The organism is Georgenia sp. TF02-10, assembly GCF_022759505.1.
Classification (GTDB): domain Bacteria; phylum Actinomycetota; class Actinomycetes; order Actinomycetales; family Actinomycetaceae; genus TF02-10.
Genome location: NZ_CP094289.1, coordinates 3,327,531 through 3,354,215, shown reverse-complemented (window position 1 = coordinate 3,354,215; position 26,685 = coordinate 3,327,531). Strand labels below are relative to the sequence as shown.

Below are 26,685 nucleotides of genomic sequence, written 5' to 3'. Positions count from 1 at the left end.
GCATCCCTTCCAACTGGCGCCTACGGCCTCCCCGGCCGGAGCGGGTCGGTCCGGCCGGGTTGGCTCGATTGGGTCGAGGATAGGTGCCAGTTGACCCTTCACGGTCATGAGAGAGTGAAGGGCATGTTCACGTTCTTCCGACTCGGCTAGCGATCCGCTAGCCAGCTCGAGGCTTCGCCCACGGCTAGCGATGCGGGAGCAGACCACACGGTCGCTCCCGACCGCTACCCGGAGGAACACTCATGCCCTCTGCGCGCCCCGGCGCGGCAGAGTCGATCAGCAACACCATCGCGACCGGCGCGCACTCGCGCGTGCTGGTGCGCACCGTCACCGGCTTGGAATTCCTCGCTGCCGCCGAGCTGACCGACGCTGGTCACCGTCTGATCGACATGTCCACACGCCAGCTCGTCATCGATCCCACTTCCGCGAACATCATCACCAGCCCGCCGCGGCTGGCCGACGACCTCTTCCTGATCGGTGCGGACGTGCCCGACCCGGGGAGGACGAAGGCCGACCTGAGCAAGCTCGCCAGAGCACTCCGCCGCGAACTCACTGTCCCCCTGCTCCACTGGCCGGGTGAGGCGATCTCGGTGAGCGCGTCCTTCCTCGGCCGGCGCACGTACAGCCGGTTCGACATCGAAGACCTCAGCGGGCAGATCATCGCCGAGCAGACGGGCGGCCACTACCACTCCCGCCGCGACGGCTCCCGTCCACCACGGGACCGGGCGGACTGGCGGGTCGTCCTCGACGGCACCCGGGCACGGGTGGCAATGCGCCCCTTCGACGCACCCCTGCACCGGCGCGACTGGCGAACCCGCACCGTGACCGGGAGCCTGCACCCACCGGTCGCTGCCGCGCTCGCACGGCTCGCGCGCATCGAGCCCGGGCATCGTGTCCTCGACCCGTTCTGCGGTGCCGGCACCATCCTGCTCGAAGCCCACCGGACCGAACCCGAGGCGAGCTACATCGGAATCGACCGCGACTCGATCGCGATCAACGCCGCCCGCGCCAACACCGACCAGACCGCCGGGATCGTGTGGCGAACGGGCGACGCCAGAACCCTCGAAGGATGGCTGACCGGAGTCGACCGGATCGTCACCAATCCCCCGTGGCAGGTGCGCCTGGACATCGACGACTTCAGCTCGCACATGGGCCTGTGGCACCACCAGCTACAGGCTGACGGTCTCCTCGTCGCCATCGTCAATCAGTCGCAAGCGCAGTTCCTGCGCGACGACGCACGCTGGCAGGTCGATGCGATCCATGAGATAGCGGTCGCCGGCCAGCACCCCCGGATCGTCGTTGCGCGACCGACCGCATGACTGATCCGCGAGCAGCCGAGCCGGTCGGTGCGATCAGTGCGAGCGTCTGTCAGCCGGCCAGGGCGACCGCCTTGCGCAGCGGCACCGCGGTGTCGAGCGCCTGCGCGAGGTCCAGGACCGGCCGGGCGCCGCCCGCGAGCAGCTTGCGGAGCGGGCCGACGTCGCGCGGCCGGTCGACGGTGAACCCGGCCACGAGCCGGGCCGGCCCGGTGGTGGGGCCCGCCGGCCCGGCCCCGGTGCCCGCGGGGACGTCGGCCCCCCGGGCAGGCCCGGTGTCCCGGTCAGGCCCGGTGTCCCGGTCAAGCTCGTTGTCTTGGCCGAGACCGGCCTCCCGGGCGAGGTAGAGCGCCGTCCAGCCGCCCGTGCCAGGATCGCCGCGCAGCACGACCTCCGCTCCCTCCGACGGCTGCCCGACCAGGGTGAGCTCGTGCCCGAGCTGGGTGGAGAAGACGTACGGGGCGGGCGTCGGCGGAGCGTCCCGCCCGAGCAGCCCGGCGGCCACCGCCGCCGGATGCGTGAGCGCGGCGTCCCAGTGCCCGCCGGGGACCGTCCCGACCCCCGGCACCGTCATGTCGGCGCAGTCGCCCACCGCGCGCACCGAGGCGGGCCCGCCCAGCACCCGGCCGGACTCGTCGACGGGCACCGCCCCGCGCGGGGTCAGCGGCACCGCCCCGGCCAGCCACCCGGTTGCCGGACGGACGCCGGTCGCCGCGAGGACGACGTCGGCGGCCAGGACCTCCCCGTCGACGAGCTCGACCTCCCCGGGCCGCACGGCGGCCACCGGCGCGTCGCACCGCAGCTCGACGCCGGCCGCGGCATACCACGGCACGGTCAGCGCCCCGACCCGGGTGCCGACCTGCCGGGCGAGCGGCGTCGGCGCCGCCTCCACCACCCGCACCGCGCACCCCTGCGCGGCGGCCAGCCCGGCGACCTCCGCGCCGATCCACCCCGCGCCCACGACGACGAGGCGCGCGCCGGGCACGAGCAGCCCGCGGAGCCGGTCGGCGTCGGCGGCCTCGTGCAGGAAGGCCGCGCCGGTCCAGGCCCGCGGGGCGACGGCGTGGGCGCCGACGGCCAGGACCACCGCGTCCCCCTCGAGGACGACGCGGCCCTCGCCTGCCGGGCCGGCGTCGACGGGCTGCGCCTCGACCCGGGCGCGGTCCTCCGCCGCCTCCAGGCGCACCGCCCGGTAGCCGTGCAGCACCCGGTCGGCCAGCCCCGCCAGGTCGCCGTACCCCTCCCCGCTCAGCCAGACCGGCTCGGTGCGGGCGAAGAGCTCCTTGGACAGCGGCGGCCGGTCGTAGGGGGCGGTCCACTCCGCGCCGACCACCGTGATCTCGCCGGCGAAGCCCTGGGACCGGAGCTCGGCGACCGTGCGCAGGCCGGCCAACCCGGCGCCGACGACGAGCACGGACCCCGGTGGGCGGGTCGGGGAGCGGGGAGCCGGGGGGACGACGGCGGGCTCGGGCACCCTGCCACGGTAGTCTCCGCACGATGACCAGCAGCCGGCTGCTCCGTGCGACGACCTTCGCGGTCATCGTCGCCGGGATCGCGGTGGTCTGCGGGCTCGCCGTCCTGGTCGACGCGCGCACCGGCGTCACCGTGCTCGCCGCCTTCCTCGCGGTCGGCGCGCTGCTGCGGGCGGTGGCCCCGGAGTCGGTGATCCCTGGCGCCCGGTCGCGGGGCTTCGACGTCGCGTTCCTCCTCGCCCTCGCCGTCGCCCTCGGTTACCTCAGCCCCTGGGGCAACGCGACGGTGGCGCCCGGGGTCTGAGCGGCCGCAGCCCGTCGGGTTCCCGCCTTCGCCCCTCGCATAATCACCCCGGCCGCGCCCAGTGCCGTCCTGGATAATTGACGGGTGAGCCAGACACTCGTCGACATCGCCCTGGTCCTGTTCTTCATCCTCCTGGGTGGTGTCTTCGCGGCGTCGGAGATGGCGCTGGTCTCGCTGCGGGACAGCCAGGTCCGCGCGCTGGCCGGCCGGAGCCGCGCCGGGGCCCGGGTCGCCAAGCTGACCGCGGACTCCAACCGGTTCCTCTCGGCCGTCCAGGTGGGCGTCACCCTCGCTGGCTTCTTCTCCGCCTCGTTCGGCGCCGCGCAGATCGCGCCCGTCGTCTCCCCGGTCCTGGAGGGCTGGGGCGTGCCGGAGTCCCTGGCGTACGGGATCGCGTTCGTCGGCACGACGGTGCTGATCTCCTACCTCTCCCTCGTCTTCGGCGAGCTCGTGCCCAAGCGCCTCGCGATGCAGAGCGCCGAGCGGATCTCGCTGCTGGTGGCCACCCCGCTGGACTGGATCGCCACCGTGCTCCGCCCGGTGATCTGGTTCCTCGGCGCCTCGGTCAACGTCGTGATGCGGCTGCTCGGCCGGGACCCGAACGCCCAGCGCGAACAGATGGGCACCGACGAGCTGCGCACGGTGATCGCCCAGCACGAGTCCCTCGCGCCCGAGGAGCGGGACATGGTCGTCGACCTGCTCTCGGTGGGGGACCGCACCGTGCAGGAGATCATGACCCCGCGCACCGAGGTGGAGTTCCTCGACGCCGCCATGCCGGTGGCGGAGGCGCAGCGGTTGGTGGGCACCCTGGAGCACTCGCGCTACCCGGTGTGCGGGGAGAACAGCGACGACGTCCTCGGCTTCGTCCACGTCCGGGACCTGATCACCCCGGCGCCGCACGTGCGCACGATCGGCGACCTCGTGCGCGAGCTGATGTTCTTCCCGACCGGCACCCTCGTGCTCAACGCGCTGACCGAGATGCGGAAGCGGCACGCCCACCTCGCCGTCGTGGTGGACGAGTACGGCGGCACCGACGGGATCGTCACCCTCGAGGACGTCGTGGAGGAGTTCGTCGGCCAGATCCAGGACGAGTACGACCGCGAGCCGCCCGAGGTGCTCGGCCACGGCCAGGTCGAGAGCGTCGCCGGCCTGCTCGGCCGGGCCGAGGTGGCGAAGGTGCTCGGCCGCGAGCTCCCCGACGGGCCCTACGACACCCTCGCCGGCTTCATCATCACCGAGCTCGGCCGGCTGCCGCACGAGGGCGACGCGGTGGCCTGGGACGGCACGGTGCTGACCGTGACCGCGATGGACGGCCGGCGCATCGACCGGGTCGAGGTCCGCCGCCCGGTCCCCGCCCCCGCGTCCTGATATCTCGACCTCGAGTAACCTGTCCGTGGCGCCGGGCCCCGGCGTAGCAGTCGATGTGCGCCCGTGACGGGCGGTCAGGAGTGAACCCGGACATGGCGAAGATCAAGGTGGCGGGACCCGTCGTCGAGCTCGACGGCGACGAGATGACCCGGATCATCTGGCAGTTCATCAAGGACCGCCTCATCCACCCGTACCTGGACGTGGACCTGCGCTACTACGACCTGTCCATCCAGAACCGCGACGCCACCGACGACCAGGTAACCATTGACGCGGCGAACGCCATCAAGGAGCACAACGTCGGCGTCAAGTGCGCCACCATCACCCCGGACGAGGCCCGCGTGGAGGAGTTCGGGCTGAAGCGGATGTGGGTCTCGCCGAACGGGACCATCCGCAACATCCTCGGCGGCGTCGTCTTCCGCGAGCCGATCATCATCTCCAACGTGCCCCGCCTGGTGCCGGGCTGGACCAAGCCGATCGTCATCGGCCGCCACGCCCACGGCGACCAGTACAAGTCCACCAACTTCCGGGTCCCCGGCCCCGGCCAGCTGACCATCACCTTCACTCCCGAGGACGGCTCGGAGCCGATCCAGCACGTCGTCGCCAACTACGGCGACGACGGCGGGGTGGCCATGGGGATGTACAACTACAACAAGTCCATCGCCGACTTTGCGCGCGCCTCCTTCTCCTACGGGCTGCAGCGCGGCTACCCGGTGTACCTGTCCACCAAGAACACGATCCTCAAGGCCTACGACGGCGCCTTCAAGGACATCTTCGCCGAGGTGTTCGAGAACGAGTACAAGGCGCAGTTCGACGCCGCCGGGCTGACCTACGAGCATCGCCTCATCGACGACATGGTCGCCTCCGCCCTGAAGTGGGAGGGCGGGTACGTGTGGGCCTGCAAGAACTACGACGGCGACGTCCAGTCCGACACCGTCGCCCAGGGCTTCGGCTCCCTGGGCCTGATGACCTCGGTGCTGATGACCCCGGACGGCAAGACGGTCGAGGCCGAGGCCGCCCACGGCACCGTCACCCGGCACTACCGCCAGCACCAGGCCGGCAAGCCCACCTCCACCAACCCGATCGCCTCGATCTTCGCCTGGACCGGCGGACTGAAGCACCGCGGCAAGCTCGACGGGACCCCCGAGGTCACCGGCTTCGCCGAGACCCTGGAGGACGTGGTCATCAAGTCCGTGGAGTCGGGGAAGATGACCAAGGACCTGGCCCTGCTCGTCGGCAAGGACCAGGAGTGGCAGACCACCGAGGAGTTCCTCGCCACCCTCGACGAGAACCTGGCCACCCGGCTCGGCTGAACTGAGCCGAACGGCATCCTCGCGCGGCATGCGGCGCCGGAGCTCGTGGGGCTCACGGGGTTGGGCGGAGGTAGCCGCAGGTGGTGCCTGCGGCAGGAGGTAGGACCCCGGCCTCGAGGTCTCGCACCTGTTGGAGCCTCCGGCACTGACCGCCAGACCGGCTGGTCGCATCACGGCTCCGTCGACCGGCTCAAATTGGGGTCCGGCACTACCTCGGTCCGGCGAAGCGCCATCCAGAGGTCCCTTTGGGCTGTCACCAGGTGCCGCACCAGCGACAACGCCTGCGGCACCAACGGCACGCTTGACCCACGCCGTACGGTCGACCCATGGGAGATGGAGGAGAGAAGGCGGTTCGATTTGTTCTGGACGTCGACCTCCCGAAGCTGTCGGGAGAGACGGTTGACGAGCTGGCCCGCATCCTGCGGTACTGGGCCGGCAACCTGAAGCACTACGACCTCGACGCTGGCGTCGTCGAGACGGTGCGAGACTCGGAGTACCGCGAAGTAGGGCAGTGGTCGCTGTCCTGACCTCCTCCAGCATGCTGACCTGCGCTCGTAGGCGTTCGCGAACGACCACAAAGTCCTCCCGACCAGCGGTACCGGCCTGACGCCGGCCGCGGCATTCCGCGGATCCGGGCTGGCGCCAGCGCCGCCCGGCCGGACTTTGTGGTCGTTCCGGAGCGGGGCCGCAGACGGCCGGTGACAGTCGCGGGCTCGGTCTGCGGCGGTCGCGAGCGCCGGCGGCGCTGCCACCGCGCGCCGCAGGGCGCTGCCACACTGGGGCCCATGGTCACCCGCTACTACACGGCGAGCAGCATCGACGGCTTCATCGCCGACCCCGACAACTCCCTGTCCTGGCTGCTGACCCGGGACGTCGACCCGGCCGGGCCGATGTCCGTGGACGCCCTCCTCGCCGAGACCGGGGCGCTCGCGATGGGCAGGACCACCTACGAGTGGATCCTCGACAATCCGCAGGACGACGGCGCCGCCTGGCTCTACCAGCAACCCGCCTGGGTGTTCACCCACCACGACCTGCCCCGGGTCGACGGGGACGTCCGGTTCACCCAGGAGCCGGTCGAGGTGGTGCACGCCCAGATGATCGCCGCGGCCGGCGGGCGGGACCTGTGGGTGGTCGGCGGGGGAGACCTGGCCGGCCAGTTCGCCGACGCGGGCCTGCTGGACGAGGTCTGGGTGCAGTACGCCCCGGTCGCGCTCGGTGGCGGCGCGCCGCTGCTGCCGCGCCGGCTCGAGCTCGAACTGCTCGACGTCGCCCGCAACCGGGATTTCGTGTGCAGCCGCCACCGGGTGGTCCGCGCGCAGCGCTGATGCGCCGCAGCCGTCGAGGGTCACGCTGCTCAACGCCCGGCACCTGCACAACTCCGGCAGACCGGGGCCCGCACGCCCGGCAAGGTCACGATCTCGTCACGACGCACGAGGACCCTTGTCAGGAGTATGAAAGTAAGGTCTACTAACAAACGTGGAGACCAACGGACAGGTCCGGAGCGCGACGCGGCGCCCGCTGCGCCCGACCGCCAAGATGCTCCCCGGCCAGGCCCGCAGCCACAACCGGGCCCTGGTGCTGCAGACCCTGCACACCGTCGTCGACCCGCTCAGCCGCGCGGACCTCGCCCGGAGCACCGGGCTGACCCGGGTCACCGTCTCCGACCTCGTCGCCGAGCTCCTCGCTGAGGACCTCCTCCTCGAGATCGGCGTCCGCACCGACGTCCGCCCCGGCAAGCCCGCCACCCTGCTGCAGATCAACCCGGACGCCTACCACGTCCTGGGCGTGGACCTGTCCCCGTTCGGCGCCTTCCGCGCCGCCGTCGTCGACCTCCACGGGCGGATTCGCAGCCGTCACGAGGTCCCCACCGAGGGGGCGACCGGGGAGGCCGCCGTCGCCGTCCTCGACCGGCTCCTCACCGAGGCGCTCGACGCCGTCCGGGCCCCGCTGCTCGGCATCGGCGTGGGCACCCCCGGCATCGTCGACGCCGCCGGCACCGTGCGGTCCGCGCCCAACCTGCGCTGGACCGACCTGCCGCTCGGCGAGCGGCTCGCCGCCCGGTTCCCCGGACCCGTCCTGGTGGCCAACGACGCCAACGCCGCGGTCATGGCCGAGCACGCCCTCGGCGGGGCCGCCGGGGACGTCCTGCTCGTCAAGGTCGGGTTCGGCGTCGGCGCCGGCCTGGTCATCGACGGCGTGCCCCGCCTCGGCGCGCACAGCGCGGCCGGGGAGATCGGCCACGTCGTCGTCGGCACCGACGGCGGGCCGCGCTGCGCGTGCGGCAAGGACGGCTGCCTGGAGGCCTGGCTCTCCGTGCCCAGCCTGCTCCGCGCCCTGGCCGCCGCCGAGCCCGACGGAGACGCCGGCCGCACCGCCGTGCTGCGCCAGGCCGGGCGCCGGCTCGGGATCGCGCTGGCCCCCGTCGTCGGCGCGCTCGCCCTGCCCGAGGTCGTCCTGTCCGGCCCGCCGGACCTGCTCGACGGCGAGCTGCGCGCCGCCGCCGACGCCACCCTGCGCGAACGCATCATCGCCGCGTTCGACGACGAGCTCTCCGTCCGGCTCACCCAGCTCGGCGAGGACATCGTCCCCCGCGGCGCCGCCGCGATCGTGCTGGCCGCCGAGCTGGGCGTCGCCTGACCCCGGCCCACCGGCCAGTCCCATCGCAACCGCCGCAACCCGAGGGCCACGACCGACCGCCAAGACCCGACGACCGCCACACCGAAACCACCACACCGACAACCGCCACACCGGCACCCACCTCCAACGAAGGAGACCACCATGAAGAAGCAGATCACCGGGGCCCTCGCCGCCCTGGCCGTCGGCACGGCGGGGCTTGCCGCCTGCTCCGGCGGCTCCGGCGGTGGGAGCGCCGACGCGGACGCCGCCGGCACCGGCGGCGGCGAGGGTGACTCGCTCACCCTGTGGCTCATGGGCAGCGACACGCCCGACGAGCTGCGCACCTACCTGCAGGAGACGTTCGAGGAGAACACCGGCGCCGAGCTCGTGATCGAGGAGCAGGACTGGGCGAACGCCGTCACCAAGCTCACCACCGCGCTGCCCGACGCCGCCACCACCCCGGACGTGACCGAGATCGGCAACACCTGGGCCTCGACCTTCACCAGCGTCGGTGCCTTCACCGACCTGTCGGACATGTACGAGGACCTCGGCGGGGAGGACCTGCTGCCCTCCTTCGTCACCGCCGGGGAGGTGGACGGCAAGCAGTACGCGCTGCCGTACTACTTCGGCTCCCGCCTGGTCTGGTACCGCAAGGACGTCTGGGCCGAGGCCGGCCACGAGGTCCCGACGACGCTGGCCGAGTTCAACGAGACCGTCAAGGCGCTGCGCACCGAGGACCGCTCGGGCTTCTACCTGGGCGGGGAGGACTGGCGCAACGCCGTCTCCTGGATCTTCGCCGCGGGCGGGGACCTGGCCACCAAGGACGGGGACACCTGGGAGTCCAGCCTGTCCGACCCCGCCACCCAGGAGGGCCTGGCCCAGTTCCAGGACCTGTTCACCAACGCCTCCAACGCCCCGGTCACCGAGGCCGACTCCACCCCGTGGGTCAACATCAACGACAACGAGGCCGGCGTGCCGGAGGCGGCCACGATCATCGCCCCCGGCTGGGCCTACTGGTCCATCGGCAAGCCGGACGCCGCGGACCCGGAGACGATGGTCTGGGACGACGCCACCTTCGGCGTCTTCGCCCTGCCCGGCGCCGAGGAGGGCAGCGTGGCGCCGGTCTTCGCCGGCGGGTCGAACATCGCGATCTCCGCGGCCAGCGAGAAGCAGGACCTCGCCCGCGAGCTGCTCGAGATCATCTTCTCCGGCGACTACCAGACCATGCTCGCCGAGAACGGCCTGGGCCCGGCCAACACCCAGTACCTCGAGGCGTTCGAGGAGCTCAACCCGACGGTGAACCCGGCCGCCGCCGAGGCCGCCGTCGACTCCCGGCTCACCCCGCCGGCTCCCGGCTGGGCCGCCGTCGAGGGGTCCGGCCTGCTGGAGGAGTTCTTCGGCAAGGTCGCCGGGGGCGGGGACATCGCCGCCCTGGCCGAGGAGTACGACGAGAAGATCGGCGAGCTGCTCAACGGCTGAGGCCGCCCACGTGGTGCGGGGCCGTCGTCGGCCGCCGGCCCCGCACCCGCCGACGGCGGCCCCGCACCCGCCGTCGGCCGGTGGCCCCGCCGCCCCGCCCCACCGCTTCCGCACCGCACCGGCCGGGCCGGCGTCCGGATGGACCCCCGCCCCGGCTGGACCCCCGCCCCGCCGGCCGGCCCCGCACCACCCCAGACCCAGGAGAGCCCATGGCCACCGCTCCCGCCCCCGCCCCCCGGGCAGCCGCCCCCGGCGCCGCCGCCCCGCCGGCCGGGCCCGTCACCCCGGTGCGGCCGCGCCGCCGCCGCGCCCTCCTGCCGTACCTGCTCCTCGCCCCGGCGATCGGCATCCTCCTGCTCGGCACCGGGTACCCGGTGCTGTGGCAGCTGCTGACGTCCCTGCGGACCTACGGCGTCGCCCAGCAGTTCGGCCAGCCCGCCCCGTTCGTCGGCCTGGCCAACTACGCCGCGATCGTCGCCGACGCCGACCTGTGGGGCGTCATCGTCCGCTCGGTCGTCTTCTGCATCGTCACGGCGCTGGTCACGGTGGCGCTCGGGCTCGGCCTCGCCCTGCTGATGCGGGCGGTGTGGAACTGGGCCCGGGTGACCCTCCAGGTCGCCCTGCTGCTCGCCTGGGCGATGCCGGTCATCGCCGCGATGACCGTGTGGATCTGGCTCTTCGACCGCCGCCGCGGGGTGGTCAACTGGCTGCTCGAGACCGCCGGGCTGGAGCAGTTCCACCGCTTCGACTGGCTCAGCCAGCCGCTCACCTTCTTCGCGGTGGCCTCGGTCATCGTCGTCTGGATGTCCGTGCCGTTCGTGGCCCTGTCGGTGTATGCGGGCCTGACCCAGGTCTCCACCGAGGTGCTGGAGGCCAGCGCGATCGACGGCGCCAGCCCCCGCCAGCGGCTGCGGTACATCATCCTGCCGATGATCCGGCCGGTGATCATGATCGTCCTGCTCCTCCAGCTCGTCTGGGACCTGCGGGTCTTCACCCAGGTCCGGATGCTGCAGGACGCCGGCTCCGCGACCAGCGCCTTCGACCTGCTCGGCACCGCGATCTACAAGCTCGGCACCGGCACGTCGAACTTCGGCACCGCGGCGGCGCTGTCCGTCTTCATCCTCGCGCTCACCCTGGTGATGAGCGCCTACTACGTCCGGGCCCTGCTGAAGGAGGACCAGGAATGAGCGCCCCGACGACGACGCCGCCGGCCACCGGCGGCGCCCCGGCCCGCCCGCCGGCCACCGCCCGCGGCGCCGCGCCCACCCGCCGGCGCCGCGGCCGGGGCCGCACCGCCGCGCTCAGCGTCCTGGCCCTCGTGGTGGCCCTGGCCTGGGTCTTCCCGGTGTACTGGATGTGGAGCTCCTCCCTGCTGCCCAACTCCCGGCTGCAGAGCTTCACGCCCACCTTCTTCCCCACCGGCGGCAGCCTGGAGAACTACCAGGCGGTGCTCGGCCGCGGGAACTTCGTCCAGGCGCTGACCATGAGCCTGACCATCACCCTGCTCTCGGTGGTCGTCTGCCTGCTCTTCGCCTTCCTCGCCGCGCTGGCCATCTCCCGGTACCGCTTCCGCGGCCGTACCAGCTTCGTCCTGGCGGTGCTGATCATCCAGATGCTCCCCGCCGAGGGGCTGTTCATCGCCCAGTACAAGCTGATGCAGGGGATCGGCGGGCTGGAGAGCGTGTGGGGGACCAGCATCCTGTACGTGGCCGCCGTCGTGCCGTTCACCGTGTGGATGCTGCGCGGCTTCGTCTCCGCCATCCCGGCGGACCTGGAGGAGGCCGCCATGGTCGACGGGCTCTCCCGCCCCCGCGCCTTCTTCCGGATCACCTTCCCGCTGCTGGCGCCGGGCCTGGTCGCGTCCGGCGTGTACGCGTTCCTGCAGTGCTGGAACGAGTTCACCATCGCCCTGGTGATCCTCCAGCGCGAGGAGAACCGGACCCTGCCGCTGTGGCTGCGCAGCTTCGTCCAGGCCAGCGTGACCCGGGAGATCGACTGGGGCCAGGTGATGGCCGCCTCCTCCCTGGTCGCCGTCCCGGTCATCGTCTTCTTCCTCCTCGTCCAGAACCGGATGACCTCCGGCCTGGTCAGCGGGGCGGTGAAGGGATGAGCCGCACCGAGGCCGCCCCGGCCCGGCCGACGGCGCCCGGCACTGGCCGGCCGACGGCGCCCGGCACCGACCACCGGGCCGCCCTCGCCGTCCTCATGCCCGGCTTCGTCGGCACCGAGCTGCCCGGCTGGCTCCGCCGGGCGCTGGCCGAGGGCCTGGGCGGGGTCTGCCTGTTCGGCCACAACATCACCGACCCGGACCAGCTGCGCCGGCTGACCGCCGAGGTCCGCGGCGCCGCGCCGCACGCCGTGATCGCCGTCGACGAGGAGGGCGGGGACGTCACCCGGCTGCACGCCGGGGCCGGCTCGCCCTTCCCCGGCAACGCGGTCCTGGGCCGGCTGGACGACGTCGACCTCACGGCCGCCGTCGCCGCCGCGGTGGCCGCCGAGGTCCGGGCCGCCGGCTGCGACCTCACCCTCGCCCCGGTGGTGGACGTCAACTCCCAGCCGGACAACCCCGTGATCGGCACCCGCAGCTTCGGCGCCGACCCCGGGCTGGTCGCCGCCCACGGCGCTGCCTGGGTCCACGGCGCGCAGTGCGCCGGGGTTGCCGCGACGGCCAAGCACTTCCCCGGCCACGGGGACACCACCACCGACTCCCACCTCGCCCGCCCGGTGGCCACCGCCGACCGGGCAACGCTGCACGCCCGCGAGCTGGCGCCGTTCCGGGCGGCGGTCGCCGCCGGCGTGGCCGCGGTCATGACCTCGCACATCGTGCTCCCCGCGCTGGACCCGGACCGCCCGGCGACGACCTCCCCGGCCGTGCTCGACCTGCTGCGCGGCGAGCTCGGCTTCACCGGCGCCGTGGTCTCCGACGCCCTGGACATGGCCGGCGCCACCGACGGCGCGGGCGCCGGGGCCACCGCCGTCGCCGCGCTCGCGGCCGGCTGCGACCTGCTCTGCCTGGGCGCGGCCACCACCGGCGCAGAGCTGGCCGAGGTGGTGGACGCGGTCGCCGCCGCGCTGGCCGACGGCACCCTCGACCGCGATCGGCTCGACGCGTCCGCGGCCCGCGTGCGCGCGCTGCTCGCGCGGCCGGCCGGTGCGTCCCCGCCGGCGGCGACCGGTGGCCCGGGGACGACGGCGGCCGGTCGGCCGGGCACGACGGCGGCTGGTCGACCGGGGACGACGGCGGCCGGTCCGCCGCCCACCACCTCGGGCCCGGCGCCCCGCGTCCCGGGTCCGGCCGAGGTCCTCCCGGCGGTCGAGGTGTCCGCCGCGGCCCGGGCCCGGCTGCGCGCGCCGGGGCCGCGGGTCCTGCTCCGGCTCGACACCGAGGCCAACATCGCTGTCGGCACCGCCCCGTGGGGCCCGTTCGCCGCCCTCGCCGACGCCGTCGCCGACGCCGATGCCGACGCCGGCGGGATCGCGGGCCTCGACGGCGCTGCCCTCACCGACGGTGGCCCCGACCCCCGGCCGGAGGTGCGCACCGCCGGCGCCCCCGGCTGGCTCGACCTGCCGGCCGACGCCGTCGTGGTCGCCGTCGGCCGCGACAACCACCGTCACCCCCGCTCCCGCCACCTCCTCGACGACCTCCGCGCGCGCCGGCCGGACGCCGTCGTGGTGGACATGGGCTGGCCGAGCCCGGCGCGGGACTACGCGGACGTGGCCACCTTCGGCGCCTCCCGGCTCATGGGCGCGGCGTTGCTGGAGCTCATCACCCCGGCCCGGCCGTGAGGGTCGGCCTCGACATCGGCGGCACCAGCACCGCCGGGATCCTGCTGGACGGGACCAGCCGCCCCCTCCACGAGGTCCGGCTGGCCTCCGGCTACGGCGGCCCGGAGGTGCTGGCGACGGCGGAGCGCGCCGTCCGCGAGCTCACCGCCGCCGCCGGCACCGACGTGACCGCCCTGCGCTCGGTCGGGGTGGGCGTGCCCGGCCTCGTCGCCGCCGACCGCCGGCACGTCACCAACGCGGTGAACCTCGGCCTCGCCGAGCTCGACCTCGGCGGCCGCCTGGCCGAGCGCCTGGGCGTCGCCGTGGTCGTGGAGAACGACGTCAACGCCGCCGCCCTGGGCGCCCACCGCCTGCTCGGCGGCGGGACCGGCTCGCTCGGCTACCTCAACCTCGGCACCGGCCTGGCGTGCGGGATCGTGCTGGCCGGCCGGCTCTGGCGCGGGGACCGGGGCGTCGCCGGGGAGATCGGCCACGTGCCGGTGGACCCCGCCGGGCCGCTGTGCCGGTGCGGCCAGCGCGGCTGCCTGGAGGCGGTCTGCGCGGGCTGGGCGATCGCCCGGGACTGGCCCGGGCCGGGGGGCGCGACGGCGGTGTTCGCGGCCGCCGACGGCGGGGACCGGGCCGCCCGCGCGCTCGCCGACCGGGTCTGCGGCGGGATCGCCGCTGCCGTCCGGCTGCTCGCGCTGACCGTCGACGTCGACCGCATCCTCCTCGGCGGCGGCGTCAGCCGGGCCGGCGCGCCGCTGCTGCGCGGCGTCCGCGCCGCGCTCGCCGCGCAGGCGCAGCGTTCGGCCCTGGTCGCCGCGCTGAACCTGCCCGCGCGGGTGACGATCCTGCCCGCCTCCGGCACCGCGGCCATGCTCGGCGCGGCGGCCCTCGCCGAGGTCGACGGCGTGCCGGCCTGAGCCGGTGCCGGCCGCCGTCGGCCGGGCCGCCCTGGACCGCCGGGGTAATCTTGACGCCGAGATATCTCCCCCCACGAAGGAGTGCGTCGATGACCACCACCCCGGTGAACGTGACGGTGACCGGAGCAGCCGGGCAGATCGGCTACGCCCTGCTCTTCCGCGTCGCGTCCGGCCAGCTGCTCGGCCCCGACACCCCGGTCCGGCTCCGTCTGCTCGAGATCCCCCAGGGCGTCAAGGCTGCCGAGGGCACCGCGATGGAGCTGGACGACTGCGCGTTCCCGCTGCTGGCGGGCGTCGACATCACCGACGACGCCACCCGGGCGTTCGACGGCACCAACGTCGCCCTGCTCGTCGGGGCCCGCCCGCGGGGCAAGGGCATGGAGCGCAGCGACCTGCTCGAGGCCAACGGCGGCATCTTCGGCCCGCAGGGCGCGGCCATCAACGCCGGCGCCGCCGAGGACGTCCGGGTCCTCGTGGTGGGCAACCCGGCGAACACCAACGCCCTCATCGCCCAGCGGCACGCCCCCGACGTGCCGGCCGGCCGGTTCACCGCGATGACCCGGCTGGACCACAACCGGGCGCTGAGCCAGCTCGCGAAGAAGACCGGCGCCGCCGTCTCCGCCGTCAAGAACCTCACCATCTGGGGCAACCACTCCGCCACCCAGTACCCCGACGTCCACCACGCCACCGTGGACGGCCGGCCCGCCACCGAGCTCGTGGACCAGGCCTGGCTGACCGAGGAGTTCATCCCCACCGTCGCCAAGCGCGGCGCCGCCATCATCGAGGCCCGGGGCGCCTCCTCGGCCGCCTCGGCAGCGAACGCGGCCATCGACCACACCCGCGACTGGGTCGGCGGGACCCCGGCGGACACCTGGACCTCGGCCGCCGTCGTCTCCGACGGCTCCTACGGCGTGCCCGAGGGGCTGATCTCCTCCTTCCCGGTCCGCTCCCGCGGCGGCCGGTGGGAGATCGTCCCGGACCTGGAGATCGACGATTTCTCGCGGTCCCGGATCGACGCGTCCGTCGCCGAGCTCATCGAGGAGCGTGACGCGGTCAGCAGCCTCGGCCTCATCTGACCAGCCTCGGCCTCGTCTGGCGGGCCACGCCCTAGTCTGATTGGCCTCGGCCCGACTCCGAGGGCCCGCCGCCTGGTGCGGCGGGCCCTCGGCGGTCAGTCCGCCGTGGTGAGCGCCCCGCGGTCAGCGCCGGTCGAGCCGCTTCGCGAGGGCGCGGATGCGCAGCCCGTGCACGACCAGGGCGATCCCGGCCACGAGGGCATAGGCGCCGAGCAGGATCACGAAGGTCGCCGCCCCGATCCCGGGCCAGGCGATGAGCAGGATCCCGAAGACGGCGGTGACCACCCCGGCCGCGACGCCCCAGCCCCAACCCACGCCCCACCGCCGCGCCTGCACCGAGACCACGACGAGGGCGACCCCGCCCAGCACCGCCCAGACGCCGGCGATCGTGACGAGGACGCCGGCCGAGAGCCCCGGCTGCAGGACGAGGACCAGACCGGCCAGGACGCCGAGCACGCCGAGGACGATGCGCAGCCCGGCGCCCGCCTCGCCCCGCCAACGGACGCCGTCGACGATCCCCACCACGCCGTCCACCAGCCAGAAGACGCCGAGGACGAGGATCAGCGTGAGGAGTGTCGCCGCCGGCCAGACGAGCGCGAGGACGCCGAGCAGGATGGCGAGGACGCCGCGGATCACCGGCAGGTACCAGACCCGGCGGCTGGTGGCGGCGAACGACTCCAGCAGCGGGTCGCGCGGGGGGAGGGTCATGGCGGGCACCTGCTTCCGGGCGGGGACGGGACGTGATCATGCATACCGAGGCGGTGACGCCCGGGCAAACATCGGCGGCTCACGACGGCGTCCGGGCGAGCCAGCCCGACCGGTCAGTAGGCGTTGGACTCCTCCAGGCAGCGCTGCAGCCCCTGCGGGTCGTTGCCGTACTGCTCGGCGCACTGCTGGAACTCCGGGCCCAGCACGTCCCCGATGACGTAGGTGGCGAAGACGGTCGCGGCGATCGCCAGGATCAGCGCCAGTGCGCCGATGACGATGCCGGCGATCGATACCCCGCGGTTGGTCGCCTCGCGCCGCTTCACGCGACCGAGCCCGAGCGCGCCGAGGATGATCGCGACGATCCCGCCGACGGCGCCGACCAGCCCGATGAACGGGATCCAGGCGAGCAGGAGGGAGATGATGGCGACCACGAGCGCCGCCGTCCCGAGCCCGTTGCGCGGCCCGTACGGCTGCCCGGGCCCGCCGCCGTAGCTGCCCTGGCCGGGGTAGCCGGACTGGCCGTAGCCGGCGGGCTGGCCGTAGGTGCCGGCGCCGTACTGCGGCGGCTGCTGGCCGTACTGGCCCGGACCCGGCGACGCCTGCGGCTCCTGCTGCCCGTAGGCGGGCGGCTCCTGCTGGCCGTAGCGGTCCGGCTCCTGCTGCCCGGGCTGGCCGTAGCTCGGCGGGCGGCGCTCACCCGACCCTGGCTGGCTGTACGGGTCCGGCGGGAGCTCCTCGCCGTCGCCGGGGCGGCTGGATGTACTCATGGTGGTCCTCCTGGTCGGGGAGATGCCATCCTCCCGAAACCTCCGCCCGCGCGCACGGCGCCGCGCCCGGTTTGACCCGTTCTGGCCGCGCGCGGCGTCCCGTCATGCCCGGCACGGCGCCTCTTTCGGCCCGCGCTGGCCCGGTTCCGAGCCTCGTCAGGCCCGCGCTCAGGGGAAGACGACGGTGCGGCGCCCGTCCAGCAGCACCCGGTGCTCGGCGTGCCAGCGCACCGCGCGAGCGAGCACCCGCCGCTCGACGTCCTGCCCGCGGGCAACCATCTCCGCGACGTCGTCGGCATGGGTGACGCGCTCGACGTCCTGCTCAATGATCGGGCCCTCGTCGAGGTCGGCGGTGACGTAGTGCGCCGTCGCACCGATGAGCTTCACCCCCCGCCCGTGCGCCTGGGCGTACGGCCGGGCGCCCTTGAAGCTGGGCAGGAAGGAGTGGTGGATGTTGATGACCCGGCCCGTCAGCTCCCGGCACACCTCGTCGGAGAGCACCTGCATGTAGCGGGCCAGCACCACCAGCTCGACGTCGCGCTCGCGCACGAGCCGCAGCAGCGCGGCCTCCGCCTCGGCCTTGGTCTCCCGGGCGACCGGCAGGTGGTGGAACGGCACGGCGTAGAAGTCGGCGATGTCCGCCAGGTCCGGGTGGTTGGCGACGACGGCGACCGGGTCGATCGGCAGCCGCTGGGACCGGTGCCGGAAGAGCAGGTCGGACAGGCAGTGCGCGTCCTTGGACGCCATGATCAGCGTCCGCACCGGCCGGCCGACCTCGTCGAGGCGGAAGGTCATCGCGAACCGCTCGGCGACGGCGCCCAGCGCGGCCTCGAGCTCGGCCCGGGGCGCGGCGGTCTGGACCTGCACCCGCATGAAGAACAGCCCGGTGGAGGGGTCCCCGAACTGCTGGGACTCGGTGATGTTGCCGCCGTGCTCGGCCAGCACGCCGGAGACGGTGTGCACGATCCCGGGCCGGTCCGGGCAGGACAGGGCGAGGACGAGGTGCTGCTCGGCCGGTCGGGCAGCGGGGGCGGTGCTCATCCTCGGCAGGGTAGTGCGGCGCCCACCCTGGCGTCGGCCCGGTCCGGGCGCGGTCGCGGCCGCGGCCGGCCGTTGCCCGCGCCCGGACGGCGTCGCCGGGCCGTGGCCGTCGGCGCTGCGCACCCGGGACTCGTCGTTCCGACGGCGAGACCCGGCCGGTGCGAATTGCCGCGGGCCGCCGCCGGCGGGATGCCACACTGACCCCCATGGACGACGTCAGGATCGACCTCATCACCGAGGACGAGGCCGGGGAGCTCCTCACCGTGCGCCGTGCCGCGTTCGTCACCGAGGCCCAGCTCTACGGCGACCCCAACCTGCCCGCCCTGACCCAGTCCCTCACCGAGCTCGAGGCGGACCTCCAGCGGCCCAACGTCGTCACCCTCGGTGCCTGGCTGGGGCACCGGCTGGTCGGCTCGATCCGGGTGGAGCTGGAGGCCGAGCGGGCCAACCTGGGCCGGCTCGCCGTCGTCCCGGATCTGCAGGGCCGCGGGATCGGCACCCAGCTCCTGATGGCGGTCCTGCAGTACCTGCCGGAGCGGACCCGGGAGGTCTGGGTCTTCACCGGCCAGGACTCCAAGCAGAACCTGGCGCTGTACGCCAAGCACGGCTACGAGCACCAGTACGACCAGCACACTGGCGACCTGACGTACGCCTACCTGCGCCGGATCCTGGGCGAGGACGGCGACGGCGAGGACGCGGCCGGGCTGGCCGGCATGCCCGGGTCCGCGGGCTGACTGACGCGCGCCGCCTGCCGACCCGCTGTGGCCGGTTGGATCTGCTCGATGCGCGATGCCCGGCGAGACCGGGCGCGGCGATGCACGTTCCATACACGTATGGTGTACCTTGCGTGTATGACCAGGATCAGGACCAACATCGAGATCGAGGACACCTATCTCGAGATCGTGATGAAGCGATACCTGCTCCGGACGAAGACGGAAGCAGTCGACCTCGCGCTCCGTCATCTCGCCGGTCAGCCGATGACACGCGAGGAGGCGCTCGCGATGGAGGGGGCGAAGGCGATCGGGGAGGTCCCCACGGACGTGCCGCCCCGTGGTGCGGCGTGATCCTTGTTGACACCTCCGCATGGGTCGAGCTCGACCGAGCGACGGGCAGCCCGGTGCACCACCGATTACGCGACCTTGTCGCGGCCGGTGATGAGCTGGCCGTGACCGAACCGGTGATCATGGAGGTGCTGGCCGGGGCCCGGGACGACGCGCGGGAGACCAGCCTCCGCCGCCTCCTCTTGCGGTTCCAGCTGCTCAGCGTCGATCCCACCGGAGACTTCGAGGCCGCGGCGCGCATCTACCGCCGGTGCCGGGCGGTGGGGGTGACACCGAGAGGGATTATTGACTGCCTGATCGTCGTCGTCGCCTGGCGGTGGGGCGCCGCTCTGCTGGCCCAGGACGTCGACCTCGTGCGGGTGGCGGGAGTTCTGGACGTCCCGCTGGACCCGGCCACGCCCGGAGCCCGGTAGCCAGGGCGCTCGTCGTCCCAGTCGCGGTCCTCCTCGTCCCGCCGCCAGCGCCGGTACCAGGGTTCGACATCCCGCACGGTTGGGTGAACCAGGACGACGGGCCCGCCGGCGGTGCGGGTCGGCGTGAACGCCATCCCGGCCGGCATCGTCCAGGCGCGGCTGGCGGCGAGCGCTGCACCGCCCGCGCGTGCGTCACTGGCCCGGCTGTGCGCCGTCGTCGGAGCCGGGGCCGAACGCCGCGGCGAGCGCCTCGGAGCCACGGGCGAGGAGGGTCACGTCGGCGCCGACGAGCACGAAGGACGCGCCGGCGTCGATGTAGGAGTGTGCGGCGGCGTGGTCGAACGCGTTCACGCCCACAGGCTTGCCGGCCGCCCGCACCGCCGCGAAGGCGCGGTGCACGGCGGCGACGACGTCCGGGTGGCTCTGCTGCCCGAGGAGCCCCAGGGAGGCGGCGAGGTCGGACGGCCCGACGAAGACGCCGTCGACGCCGTCGACGGCCGCGATGTCCGCGGCCGCGTCGACGGCCTCGGCGGTCTCTACCTGGACGACGACGGACACGTGCTCGTCGGCGTCGGTGAGGTACTCGTCGACCCGGTTCCACCGGGCCGACCGGGCGAGCGCGGAACCGACGCCGCGGCGCCCGCGCGGGGGGTACCGGACCGCCTCGACGACGGCCCGCGCCTCCGCGGCTGAGGAGACCATCGGCACGAGCAGGTTCTGCGCGCCGAGGTCGAGCACCTGCTTGATCGTCACGACGTCGCCGACCGGCACCCGCACGACCGGGGTGACCGGGTAGGCCGCGACCGCCTGGAGCTGGGCGAGCACCGCCGCCAGGCCGTTGGGGGAGTGCTCCATGTCGATGAGCACCCAGTCGATCCCGGAGCCCGCGACGATCTCGGCGACCAGCGGGCTCCCGCTGCACACCCAGATCCCGGCGAGGGCGCGCCCGTCCTGCCGGCGGCGGTGGTCCGCCAGCGCGTGGCGGAGCGTGGGCGTCAGACGAAGCGGCACGAGATCGTCCCCAGGTCTCGGAAGTCGGCGAGCACCGTGTCGCCCGGGCGGACCCACATGGGCCGGGTGAACGAGCCGGCGAGGACCAGCTCCCCGGCCTCGAGGCGGTCGCCGTGCTGGGCGAGCTTGTTGGCCAGCCACGCCACGCCCGTCGCGGGGTGGTTGAGCACGGCGGCCGCGACGCCGGACTCCTCGATCGTCTCGTTGCGGTACAGCAGGGCCGCGACCCAGCGCAGGTCGACGTCGCCCGGCCGGACCGGGTTGCCGCCGTAGACCATCGCGCCCATCGCGGCGTTGTCGCTGATCGTGTCGACGATGGTGCGGCCCTCGAGCTCGACGCGGGAGGAGAGGATCTCCAGCGCCGGCACGACGTACTCGGTCGCCCGGAGCACGTCGAGCACGCTGGCGTCGGGGCCGTCGACCGGCTCGGCCAGCGCGAAGGCGAGCTCGACCTCGATGCGCACGTTGGAGAACCGGCCGTGCTCGATCACCGAGCCGTTCTCGAGCACCATGTCCGCGAAGATCGCGCCGTAGTCGGGCTCGTCGATGCCGGTGGCGGCCTGCATGACCTTCGAGGTGAGCCCGATCTTGCGGCCGACGGGCCGCCGGCCGGCGGCGATAGCGCGCCGCCGCCACTCGTTCTGAACCGCGTAGGCGTCCTCGACGCTCATCCCGGCGTACCGCCGGGTCAGCAGCGGCACCATCGTGCGGTCCCGCTCGGCGGCGGCCAGCTCGTCGGCGATCGCCGCGATGGTCTCAGCCGGCAGCATCGGGTCCTCCCTTCCATGGGTGGGTCCCGCCATCGGGCCGGGGCGAGGGGGCGTGGGCACGGGGGGAGCCGCCGTCGGGACTGAGTGAGCCGCCGTCGGGACGGGGCGAGCGGGCGGTCACAGCTGGTGACCGAGCTTGTACTCGCCCTGCTTCCAGCTGGGCATCGACTCCTCGCCCTCCTCCCGGCGGGTGTAGGAGAAGCCGTCGGCGCCGATGGTCACCGCCATCTCGCTGCTCTCGGTGCGCTCGACCACCGGCTTCGGGTTGCCGTCCAGGTCGAGCACCACGGAGGCCTCGGTGTACCAGGACGGCACGACCGGGTTGCCCCACCAGTCCCGCCGCTGGTTGTCGTGCACGTCCCAGGTGACGACCGGGTTGTCCGGGTCGCCGGTGTAGTAGTCCTGGGTGTAGATCTCCACCCGGTGCCCGTCCGGGTCCCGCAGGTAGAGGTAGAACGCGTTGGACACCCCGTGCCGGCCCGGGCCGCGCTCGATGCGGTCGGACATCCGCAGCGCACCGAGCTCGTCGCAGATCGCCAGGATGTTGTGCTTCTCGTGGGTGGCGAAGGCGACGTGGTGCATCCGCGGCCCGTCGCCGCCGGTCATCGCGGTGTCGTGGACGGTCGCCTTGCGGCACATCCACGCGGCGTAGACCGTCCCCTCCTCGTCCTGGATGTCCTCGGTGACGCGGAAGCCGAGGTCCTGCATGAACCTCGTCGCGCGCGGCACGTCCGGGGTGACCTGGTTGAAGTGGTCGAGGCGCACGAGCGCGCCCGGGGTGTAAAGGTCGTAGCGCCACGCCAGGCGCTCGACGTGCTCGACGTCGTGGAAGAACTCCTGCGGGAAGCCGAGCGGGTCCTCCACCCGCACCGTGTCCCCGACGCCCCGGGTGAAGCCCTCCGGCCGGCGCTCCACTCGGCAGCCCAGCTCGGTGTAGAACGCCACCGCCTTGTCCAGGTCCTCCGGCGAGCGGACCCGGTAGGAGAACGCGGCGACGGCGGGCACCGTGCCCCGGCGCAGCACCAGGTTGTGGTGGATGAACTCCTCCATGCTGCGCAGGTAGACCGTCTCCTCGTCCTCCTCCGTCACGACCAGGCCGAGCACGTCGGCGTAGAACCTGCGGGAGGCCGCCAGGTCCGTCACGACGAGCTCCATGGACGCGCAACGCAGGATGTCCGGCGGCGGCGCGCTCGGCGTCGGGATGGGGTTGTCGGTGTGGATGGGCGCCCCCGGCGAGACGAAGAAGCCGGAGGAGGTCAGGGTCATCTGGTCACGCGTGGTCACGTCAGCGTCCTTGCTTTCCGTTCGGGTGGGGTGATCAGCGGGGGGCAATCGGGTGGGTGATCGGGTGGGGCGGTCAGCGGGGGTCCGGGTCGTCCAGGTCCGTCGGCTGGTGGGCGTCGACCTCGGCGGGCTCGTCGGCGTCCGCCTTGCCGAAGCTGGGGTTGTGCACCTCGCCGAGCGTGATGTGCACCGCCTGCTGGTCCGTGTAGAAGTCGATCGACCGGTAGCCGCCCTCGTGGCCCAGGCCCGAGGCCTTGACCCCGCCGAACGGGGTGCGCAGGTCGCGGACGTTGTTGCTGTTCAGCCAGACCATGCCGGCCTCGACGGACTGGGCGAAGTTGTGCGCCCGCTTCAGGTCGTTGGTCCACACGTAGGCGGCCAGGCCGTACTTCACCCCGTTCGCGAGCCGCAGCGCCTCCTCCTCGGTGTCGAACGGGGTGATCGCGACGACCGGCCCGAAGATCTCCTCCTGGAAGATGCGCGCGTCCGGCGCGACGTCGGCGAAGGCGGTGGGGGCGACGTAGTTGCCGGTCGGGAAGCCCTCCGGCCGGCCGCCGCCGGCGACGAGCCGGCCCTCGGACCTGCCGATCTCGATGTAGCGCATGACCTTGTCGTAGTGCTCGGGGTGCACGAGCGCCCCCACCTCGGTCCTCGGGTCGTGCGGCGGGCCGACGACGACGCGCCGGGTCTGCGCGGCGTAGCGCTCGACGAACTCGTCGTAGACCTCCCGCTGGACGAGGATCCGGCTGCCCGCGGTGCACCGCTCGCCGTTCAGGGAGAACACCCCGAAGACCGTCGCGTCGATGGCCGCCTCGAGGTCGGCGTCGGCGAAGACGACGGCGGGGGACTTCCCGCCGAGCTCCATCGACAGCCCCTTGAGGTGGGGCGCGGCGTTGGCGAAGATGATCTGCCCGGTCCGGCTCTCGCCGGTGAAGGAGATGAGCTGCACGTCCGGGTGCTTCACCAGCGCGTCGCCGGCCTCCTCGCCGAGACCGTTGACCAGGTTGAAGACGCCGGTGGGCAGGCCCGCCTCCTCGAAGATGCCCGCCCACAGCGACGCCGACAGCGGGGTGAACTCGGCGGGCTTGAGCACCACGGTGTTCCCGGTCGCCAGCGCCGGGCCGAGCTTCCAGGACTCGAGCATGAACGGGGTGTTCCAGGGCGTGATGAGCCCGGCGACGCCGATCGGCTTGCGGTTGACGTAGTTGATCTGCCGGCCGGGAACCTTGTAGGTGTCGTCGGCCTGGGCGACGACCAGGTCGGCGAAGAACCGGAAGTTCTCGGCGGCACGGCGGGCCTGGCCGAGCGCCTGGGTGATCGGCAGGCCGGTGTCGAAGGTCTCCAGCTCGGCGAGCCGGGCGTCGCGGGACTCGACCAGGTCGGCGATGCGGTGCAGCACCCGGGACCGCTCGCGCGGCAGCATCCGCGGCCACGGGCCCTCCTCGAACGCCCGCCGGGCGGCGGCGACGGCGCGGTCGACGTCGGCCTTCTTGCCGGCCGCGGCGCGCAGGTAGGTCTCGTTCGAGACCGGGTCGAGGATCTCGAAGGTGTCGCCGTCGGCGGAATCGACGAGCTCGCCGCCGATGTAGTGCTGGATGCGCTCGGGCAGGTCGGCGGGGACGTGCCGGGGGGCGGTCGCCGTCGTCCGTGCGGTGCTGGTGTCGCTCACTGGAGCCTCCGGTCGGGGTCAGGGTGCGGGCCGGCTAACGGCCTCGTCGGGGCGCTCACGGTTGTGCTCGCGGCTGTGCTCGTGGTCGTGGTCGCGGGTCAGGTAGGCGTCGAGGGTGGCGAGCCGGTGCTCCCGCGCGGCCCGCTCGACGGCGGCCGGGTCGGCGCCGGCCTCGATCAGGCGGACGATGTTCTCGTGCTCGCGCACGGACTCGTGCGCCCGGCCGGGGACGAAGCTGAAGGTCGAGGCGCGCAGGTGGCCCAGGCGGGCCCACTCGGCGTCGACGAGCTCGAGCACCCGCGGGTTCGCGCAGGGCGCGTACAGGATGGTGTGGAACTGCTGGTTGAGCCGGGTGAACGCCGGCGGGTCGAACTGGTCGAGCGCCTCGGTCATCCGCGCGTTGACGTCGCGGGCGCGGCGCACGTCCTCGGCGGTGAGGCGGCGCGCGGCGAGCGCGGTGGCCGCACCCTCCAGGATCGCCAGCGTCTGCATGCTGTGCCGGTACTGGGTGTCGTCGACCATCGAGACGTGGGCACCGACGTTCCGCTTGAACGTCACCAGGCCCTCGGCCTCGAGCTGGCGGATGGCCTCCCGCACCGGGACGACGCTCATGCCCAGGTCCGCGGCGAGGGCGGAGAGCACGAGCCGGTAGCCGGGGGTGAAATCCTGGCGCACGATGCGCTCGCGGATCCAGGCGTACGCCCGCTGGGACTTGCTCACGGACCCGTTGGCCGCCGCCGGCGCGGCCACGTCCGTCATCTCGCCCGCCATGCCTCGTACCTCGCTCGCCACTCGGCGTTCATCGGGAAGAGCCCGTCCAGGGCGTGGCCGGCGGCGACCTGCTCGACGATCCAGGCGTCCTCGTCCTCTTGGGCGAGGGCCGCGTCGACGACCTCCTCGACCAGCGCGGGCGGGATGACGACGACGCCGTCCTGGTCGCCGACGACGACGTCGCCCGGCTGGACGGTGGTGCCGCCGCAGGCGACCGCGACGTCCGTGTCCCACGGCACGTGCCGCCGGCCGAGGACCGCGGGGTGCGCCCCGGCGGAGTACACCGGGATGCCCACGGCGGCCACGGCGTCGTGGTCCCGCACGCCGCCGTCGGTGACGATGCCGGCGGCGCGGCGCTCGTGGGCGCGCAGGGCGAGGATGTCGCCGAGCGTGCCCGAGCCCGGCTCGCCGCGGGCCTCGATGACGATGACCTCGCCCTCGCCGACGGCGTCGAACGCCCGCTTCTGCGCGTTGTAGCCGCCGCCGTGGCTGGTGAAGAGGTCCTCGCGGTTGGGCACGAACCGCAGGGTGCGGGCGGTGCCGACGAGCTTGGCGCCGGGGTGCATCGGCCGGACGCCGTCGACGGTGACGTTGTTCAGGCCCCGCCGCCGCAGCTGGGCGCTCAGCCCGGCCACCGGGGCCGCGCGGAGCTTGCCGCGGAGCTCGGGGGTGAGCCGGAACGGCTCCGCCTCGGGCTCCAGCCCGGCGGCCGCGCGGGAGCCCCACGCCTCCGTGCGCTGGCCGTCGTCGACCGCCGGGAGCGAGCCGAGACCGCCGTCGAACCCGTGCTCGCCCTGGGTCACGGTGGTGACCAGCCGGCCGGAGGTCGGCGCCCCGGGGGCCCCGGGCGCGTCCACCTCGACCTCGACGACGTCGCCCGGGACGACGACGGAGGACCCGGCCGGGGTGCCGGTGAGGATGACGTCGCCCGGCTCGAGGGTGAGGTGCTGGGACAGGTCGGCCACGAGCTGGGCGAGCGGGAAGAGCAGGCCGGCGGTGGTGTCCTCCTGCCGGAGCTCGCCGTCGACCCAGGTCCGCAGCCGGAGCGCGGCGGGGTCGACGGTGCGGGCGTCGATGAGCCGGGGGCCGATCGGGGTGAACCCGTCGCCGCCCTTGGACCGCAGGTTCGAGCCCTTGTCGTTGGCGCGCAGGTCGTACAGGCCGAAGTCGTTGGCCGCGGTGACCCAGCCGACGTGGTCCCAGGCCTCTTCGAGGGTGACCCACCGGGCGGGCGTGGCGATGACGAGCGCGATCTCGCCCTCGAAGGCGAGCAGCTCGGTGCCGGCCGGCCGCTCGACGGTGCCGCCGGAGGCGGCGACCGAGCTCGACGGCTTGAGGAAGTACGACGGCGCGGCCGGCCGCCGCCCGCGCTGGTCGGCCCGCGAGGCGTAGCTCAGGTGCACGGCGACGATCTTGCCCGGGCGGCCGGGCAGGCCGGAGAACCTCGGGTCCGCGCCGGCGGCGGCGGTCGTGTCTGCGGTCATGAGCTCCCTCACCCTTGCATAGTAGGCGAAATCGTATAGCATCCTGTGCTGACACGGTAAGCCGGACGACCGGC

26 protein-coding genes are annotated in these 26,685 nt (G+C 73.7%); 16 read left to right on the top strand and 10 right to left on the bottom strand.

What is annotated here, in order from left to right; translation table 11 throughout:
- Window positions 1-242: 242 nt before the first annotated feature.
- A complete protein-coding gene (locus MF406_RS15245; protein ID WP_242895418.1) occupies window positions 243-1,319 on the top strand; it encodes a TRM11 family methyltransferase in 1,077 nt (358 codons plus the stop codon).
- 49 nt (window positions 1,320-1,368) lie between these two features.
- Here MF406_RS15245 and MF406_RS15240 read toward each other — a convergent pair whose 3' ends face one another.
- Entirely contained in the window at window positions 1,369-2,790 is a 1,422-nt protein-coding gene (locus tag MF406_RS15240) for an NAD(P)/FAD-dependent oxidoreductase (RefSeq protein ID WP_242895416.1), read from the bottom strand.
- Window positions 2,791-2,813: 23 nt separating this feature from the next.
- Between MF406_RS15240 and MF406_RS15235 the strand changes: the two genes are divergently transcribed.
- From MF406_RS15235 to MF406_RS15180, 12 genes are all read left to right on the top strand, one after another.
- The gene (locus tag MF406_RS15235) at window positions 2,814-3,092 is read left to right on the top strand and encodes a DUF3017 domain-containing protein (protein WP_242895414.1); all 279 of its coding nucleotides are present in this window, start codon (window positions 2,814-2,816) and stop codon (window positions 3,090-3,092) included.
- 84 nt (window positions 3,093-3,176) lie between these two features.
- Window positions 3,177-4,460, top strand: coding sequence for a hemolysin family protein (locus MF406_RS15230; RefSeq protein ID WP_242895407.1), 1,284 nt, complete (start codon window positions 3,177-3,179; stop codon window positions 4,458-4,460).
- Window positions 4,461-4,552: 92 nt separating this feature from the next.
- Window positions 4,553-5,770, top strand: a complete 1,218-nt coding sequence (locus MF406_RS15225; RefSeq protein ID WP_242895405.1) for an NADP-dependent isocitrate dehydrogenase — start codon at window positions 4,553-4,555, stop codon at window positions 5,768-5,770.
- 326 nt (window positions 5,771-6,096) lie between these two features.
- Window positions 6,097-6,297 (top strand): hypothetical protein, encoded by a 201-nt coding sequence (locus MF406_RS15220; RefSeq protein WP_242895403.1) that lies wholly within the window; start codon window positions 6,097-6,099, stop codon window positions 6,295-6,297.
- Window positions 6,298-6,555: 258 nt separating this feature from the next.
- A complete protein-coding gene (locus MF406_RS15215; protein WP_242895401.1) occupies window positions 6,556-7,095 on the top strand; it encodes a dihydrofolate reductase family protein in 540 nt (179 codons plus the stop codon).
- Between the two features lie 211 nt (window positions 7,096-7,306).
- On the top strand, window positions 7,307-8,407 hold the full coding sequence (locus tag MF406_RS15210; protein WP_242897824.1) for an ROK family protein: 1,101 nt from the start codon (window positions 7,307-7,309) through the stop codon (window positions 8,405-8,407).
- A gap of 141 nt (window positions 8,408-8,548) precedes the next feature.
- Window positions 8,549-9,865: an extracellular solute-binding protein gene (locus tag MF406_RS15205; RefSeq protein WP_242895399.1), complete on the top strand. Its 1,317-nt coding sequence runs from the start codon at window positions 8,549-8,551 to the stop codon at window positions 9,863-9,865.
- Window positions 9,866-10,074: 209 nt separating this feature from the next.
- On the top strand, window positions 10,075-11,052 hold the full coding sequence (locus MF406_RS15200; protein ID WP_242895397.1) for a carbohydrate ABC transporter permease: 978 nt from the start codon (window positions 10,075-10,077) through the stop codon (window positions 11,050-11,052).
- Window positions 11,049-11,975 carry a carbohydrate ABC transporter permease gene (locus tag MF406_RS15195; RefSeq protein ID WP_242895395.1) on the top strand — a complete coding sequence of 309 codons (927 nt, stop codon included), beginning with the start codon at window positions 11,049-11,051 and terminating at the stop codon, window positions 11,973-11,975. Before MF406_RS15200 ends, MF406_RS15195 begins: the two co-directional genes overlap by 4 nt.
- Window positions 11,972-13,651 carry a beta-N-acetylhexosaminidase gene (gene nagZ / locus MF406_RS15190; RefSeq protein WP_305852968.1) on the top strand — a complete coding sequence of 560 codons (1,680 nt, stop codon included), beginning with the start codon at window positions 11,972-11,974 and terminating at the stop codon, window positions 13,649-13,651. The genes MF406_RS15195 and nagZ overlap by 4 nt, the downstream gene beginning before the upstream one ends.
- Window positions 13,648-14,556, top strand: coding sequence for an ROK family protein (locus MF406_RS15185; RefSeq protein WP_242897822.1), 909 nt, complete (start codon window positions 13,648-13,650; stop codon window positions 14,554-14,556). Before nagZ ends, MF406_RS15185 begins: the two co-directional genes overlap by 4 nt.
- Before the next feature lie 89 nt (window positions 14,557-14,645).
- Complete coding sequence (locus MF406_RS15180) at window positions 14,646-15,632, top strand: malate dehydrogenase (RefSeq protein WP_242895394.1); 987 nt, start codon at window positions 14,646-14,648, stop codon at window positions 15,630-15,632.
- Window positions 15,633-15,755: 123 nt separating this feature from the next.
- Here MF406_RS15180 and MF406_RS15175 read toward each other — a convergent pair whose 3' ends face one another.
- The 3 genes from MF406_RS15175 to purU all read right to left on the bottom strand — a co-directional run bounded on the left by MF406_RS15175 (window position 15,756) and on the right by purU (window position 18,148).
- Window positions 15,756-16,340, bottom strand: a complete 585-nt coding sequence (locus MF406_RS15175) for an HdeD family acid-resistance protein (RefSeq protein WP_242895392.1) — start codon at window positions 16,338-16,340, stop codon at window positions 15,756-15,758.
- Between the two features lie 113 nt (window positions 16,341-16,453).
- Entirely contained in the window at window positions 16,454-17,107 is a 654-nt protein-coding gene (locus MF406_RS15170) for a DUF4190 domain-containing protein (RefSeq protein ID WP_242895390.1), read from the bottom strand.
- A gap of 168 nt (window positions 17,108-17,275) precedes the next feature.
- Window positions 17,276-18,148: a formyltetrahydrofolate deformylase gene (gene purU / locus MF406_RS15165; protein WP_242895388.1), complete on the bottom strand. Its 873-nt coding sequence runs from the start codon at window positions 18,146-18,148 to the stop codon at window positions 17,276-17,278.
- Between the two features lie 206 nt (window positions 18,149-18,354).
- Between purU and MF406_RS15160 the strand changes: the two genes are divergently transcribed.
- The 3 genes from MF406_RS15160 to MF406_RS15150 all read left to right on the top strand — a co-directional run bounded on the left by MF406_RS15160 (window position 18,355) and on the right by MF406_RS15150 (window position 19,622).
- Entirely contained in the window at window positions 18,355-18,882 is a 528-nt protein-coding gene (locus MF406_RS15160; protein ID WP_242895386.1) for a GNAT family N-acetyltransferase, read from the top strand.
- 117 nt (window positions 18,883-18,999) lie between these two features.
- Window positions 19,000-19,212, top strand: a complete 213-nt coding sequence (locus MF406_RS15155; RefSeq protein WP_242895384.1) for a type II toxin-antitoxin system VapB family antitoxin — start codon at window positions 19,000-19,002, stop codon at window positions 19,210-19,212.
- The gene (locus MF406_RS15150; protein WP_242895382.1) at window positions 19,209-19,622 is read left to right on the top strand and encodes a PIN domain nuclease; all 414 of its coding nucleotides are present in this window, start codon (window positions 19,209-19,211) and stop codon (window positions 19,620-19,622) included. The genes MF406_RS15155 and MF406_RS15150 overlap by 4 nt, the downstream gene beginning before the upstream one ends.
- Before the next feature lie 192 nt (window positions 19,623-19,814).
- On the opposite strand, the gene MF406_RS15145 is transcribed toward MF406_RS15150, so the two are convergent.
- The 6 genes from MF406_RS15145 to MF406_RS15120 form a co-directional block, all read right to left on the bottom strand.
- Window positions 19,815-20,633: an aldolase/citrate lyase family protein gene (locus tag MF406_RS15145; protein WP_242895380.1), complete on the bottom strand. Its 819-nt coding sequence runs from the start codon at window positions 20,631-20,633 to the stop codon at window positions 19,815-19,817.
- On the bottom strand, window positions 20,618-21,403 hold the full coding sequence (locus MF406_RS15140) for a fumarylacetoacetate hydrolase family protein (RefSeq protein ID WP_242895378.1): 786 nt from the start codon (window positions 21,401-21,403) through the stop codon (window positions 20,618-20,620). The genes MF406_RS15145 and MF406_RS15140 overlap by 16 nt, the downstream gene beginning before the upstream one ends.
- A 117-nt stretch (window positions 21,404-21,520) precedes the next feature.
- Window positions 21,521-22,687 (bottom strand): 3,4-dihydroxyphenylacetate 2,3-dioxygenase, encoded by a 1,167-nt coding sequence (gene hpaD, locus MF406_RS15135; protein ID WP_242895369.1) that lies wholly within the window; start codon window positions 22,685-22,687, stop codon window positions 21,521-21,523.
- A gap of 73 nt (window positions 22,688-22,760) precedes the next feature.
- Entirely contained in the window at window positions 22,761-24,356 is a 1,596-nt protein-coding gene (gene hpaE, locus MF406_RS15130) for a 5-carboxymethyl-2-hydroxymuconate semialdehyde dehydrogenase (RefSeq protein ID WP_242895367.1), read from the bottom strand.
- Window positions 24,357-24,374: 18 nt separating this feature from the next.
- Entirely contained in the window at window positions 24,375-25,115 is a 741-nt protein-coding gene (locus MF406_RS15125; RefSeq protein WP_242897821.1) for a GntR family transcriptional regulator, read from the bottom strand.
- Window positions 25,112-26,611, bottom strand: coding sequence for a fumarylacetoacetate hydrolase family protein (locus MF406_RS15120; protein ID WP_242895365.1), 1,500 nt, complete (start codon window positions 26,609-26,611; stop codon window positions 25,112-25,114). Before MF406_RS15120 ends, MF406_RS15125 begins: the two co-directional genes overlap by 4 nt.
- Between the last annotated feature and the right edge of the window lie 74 nt (window positions 26,612-26,685).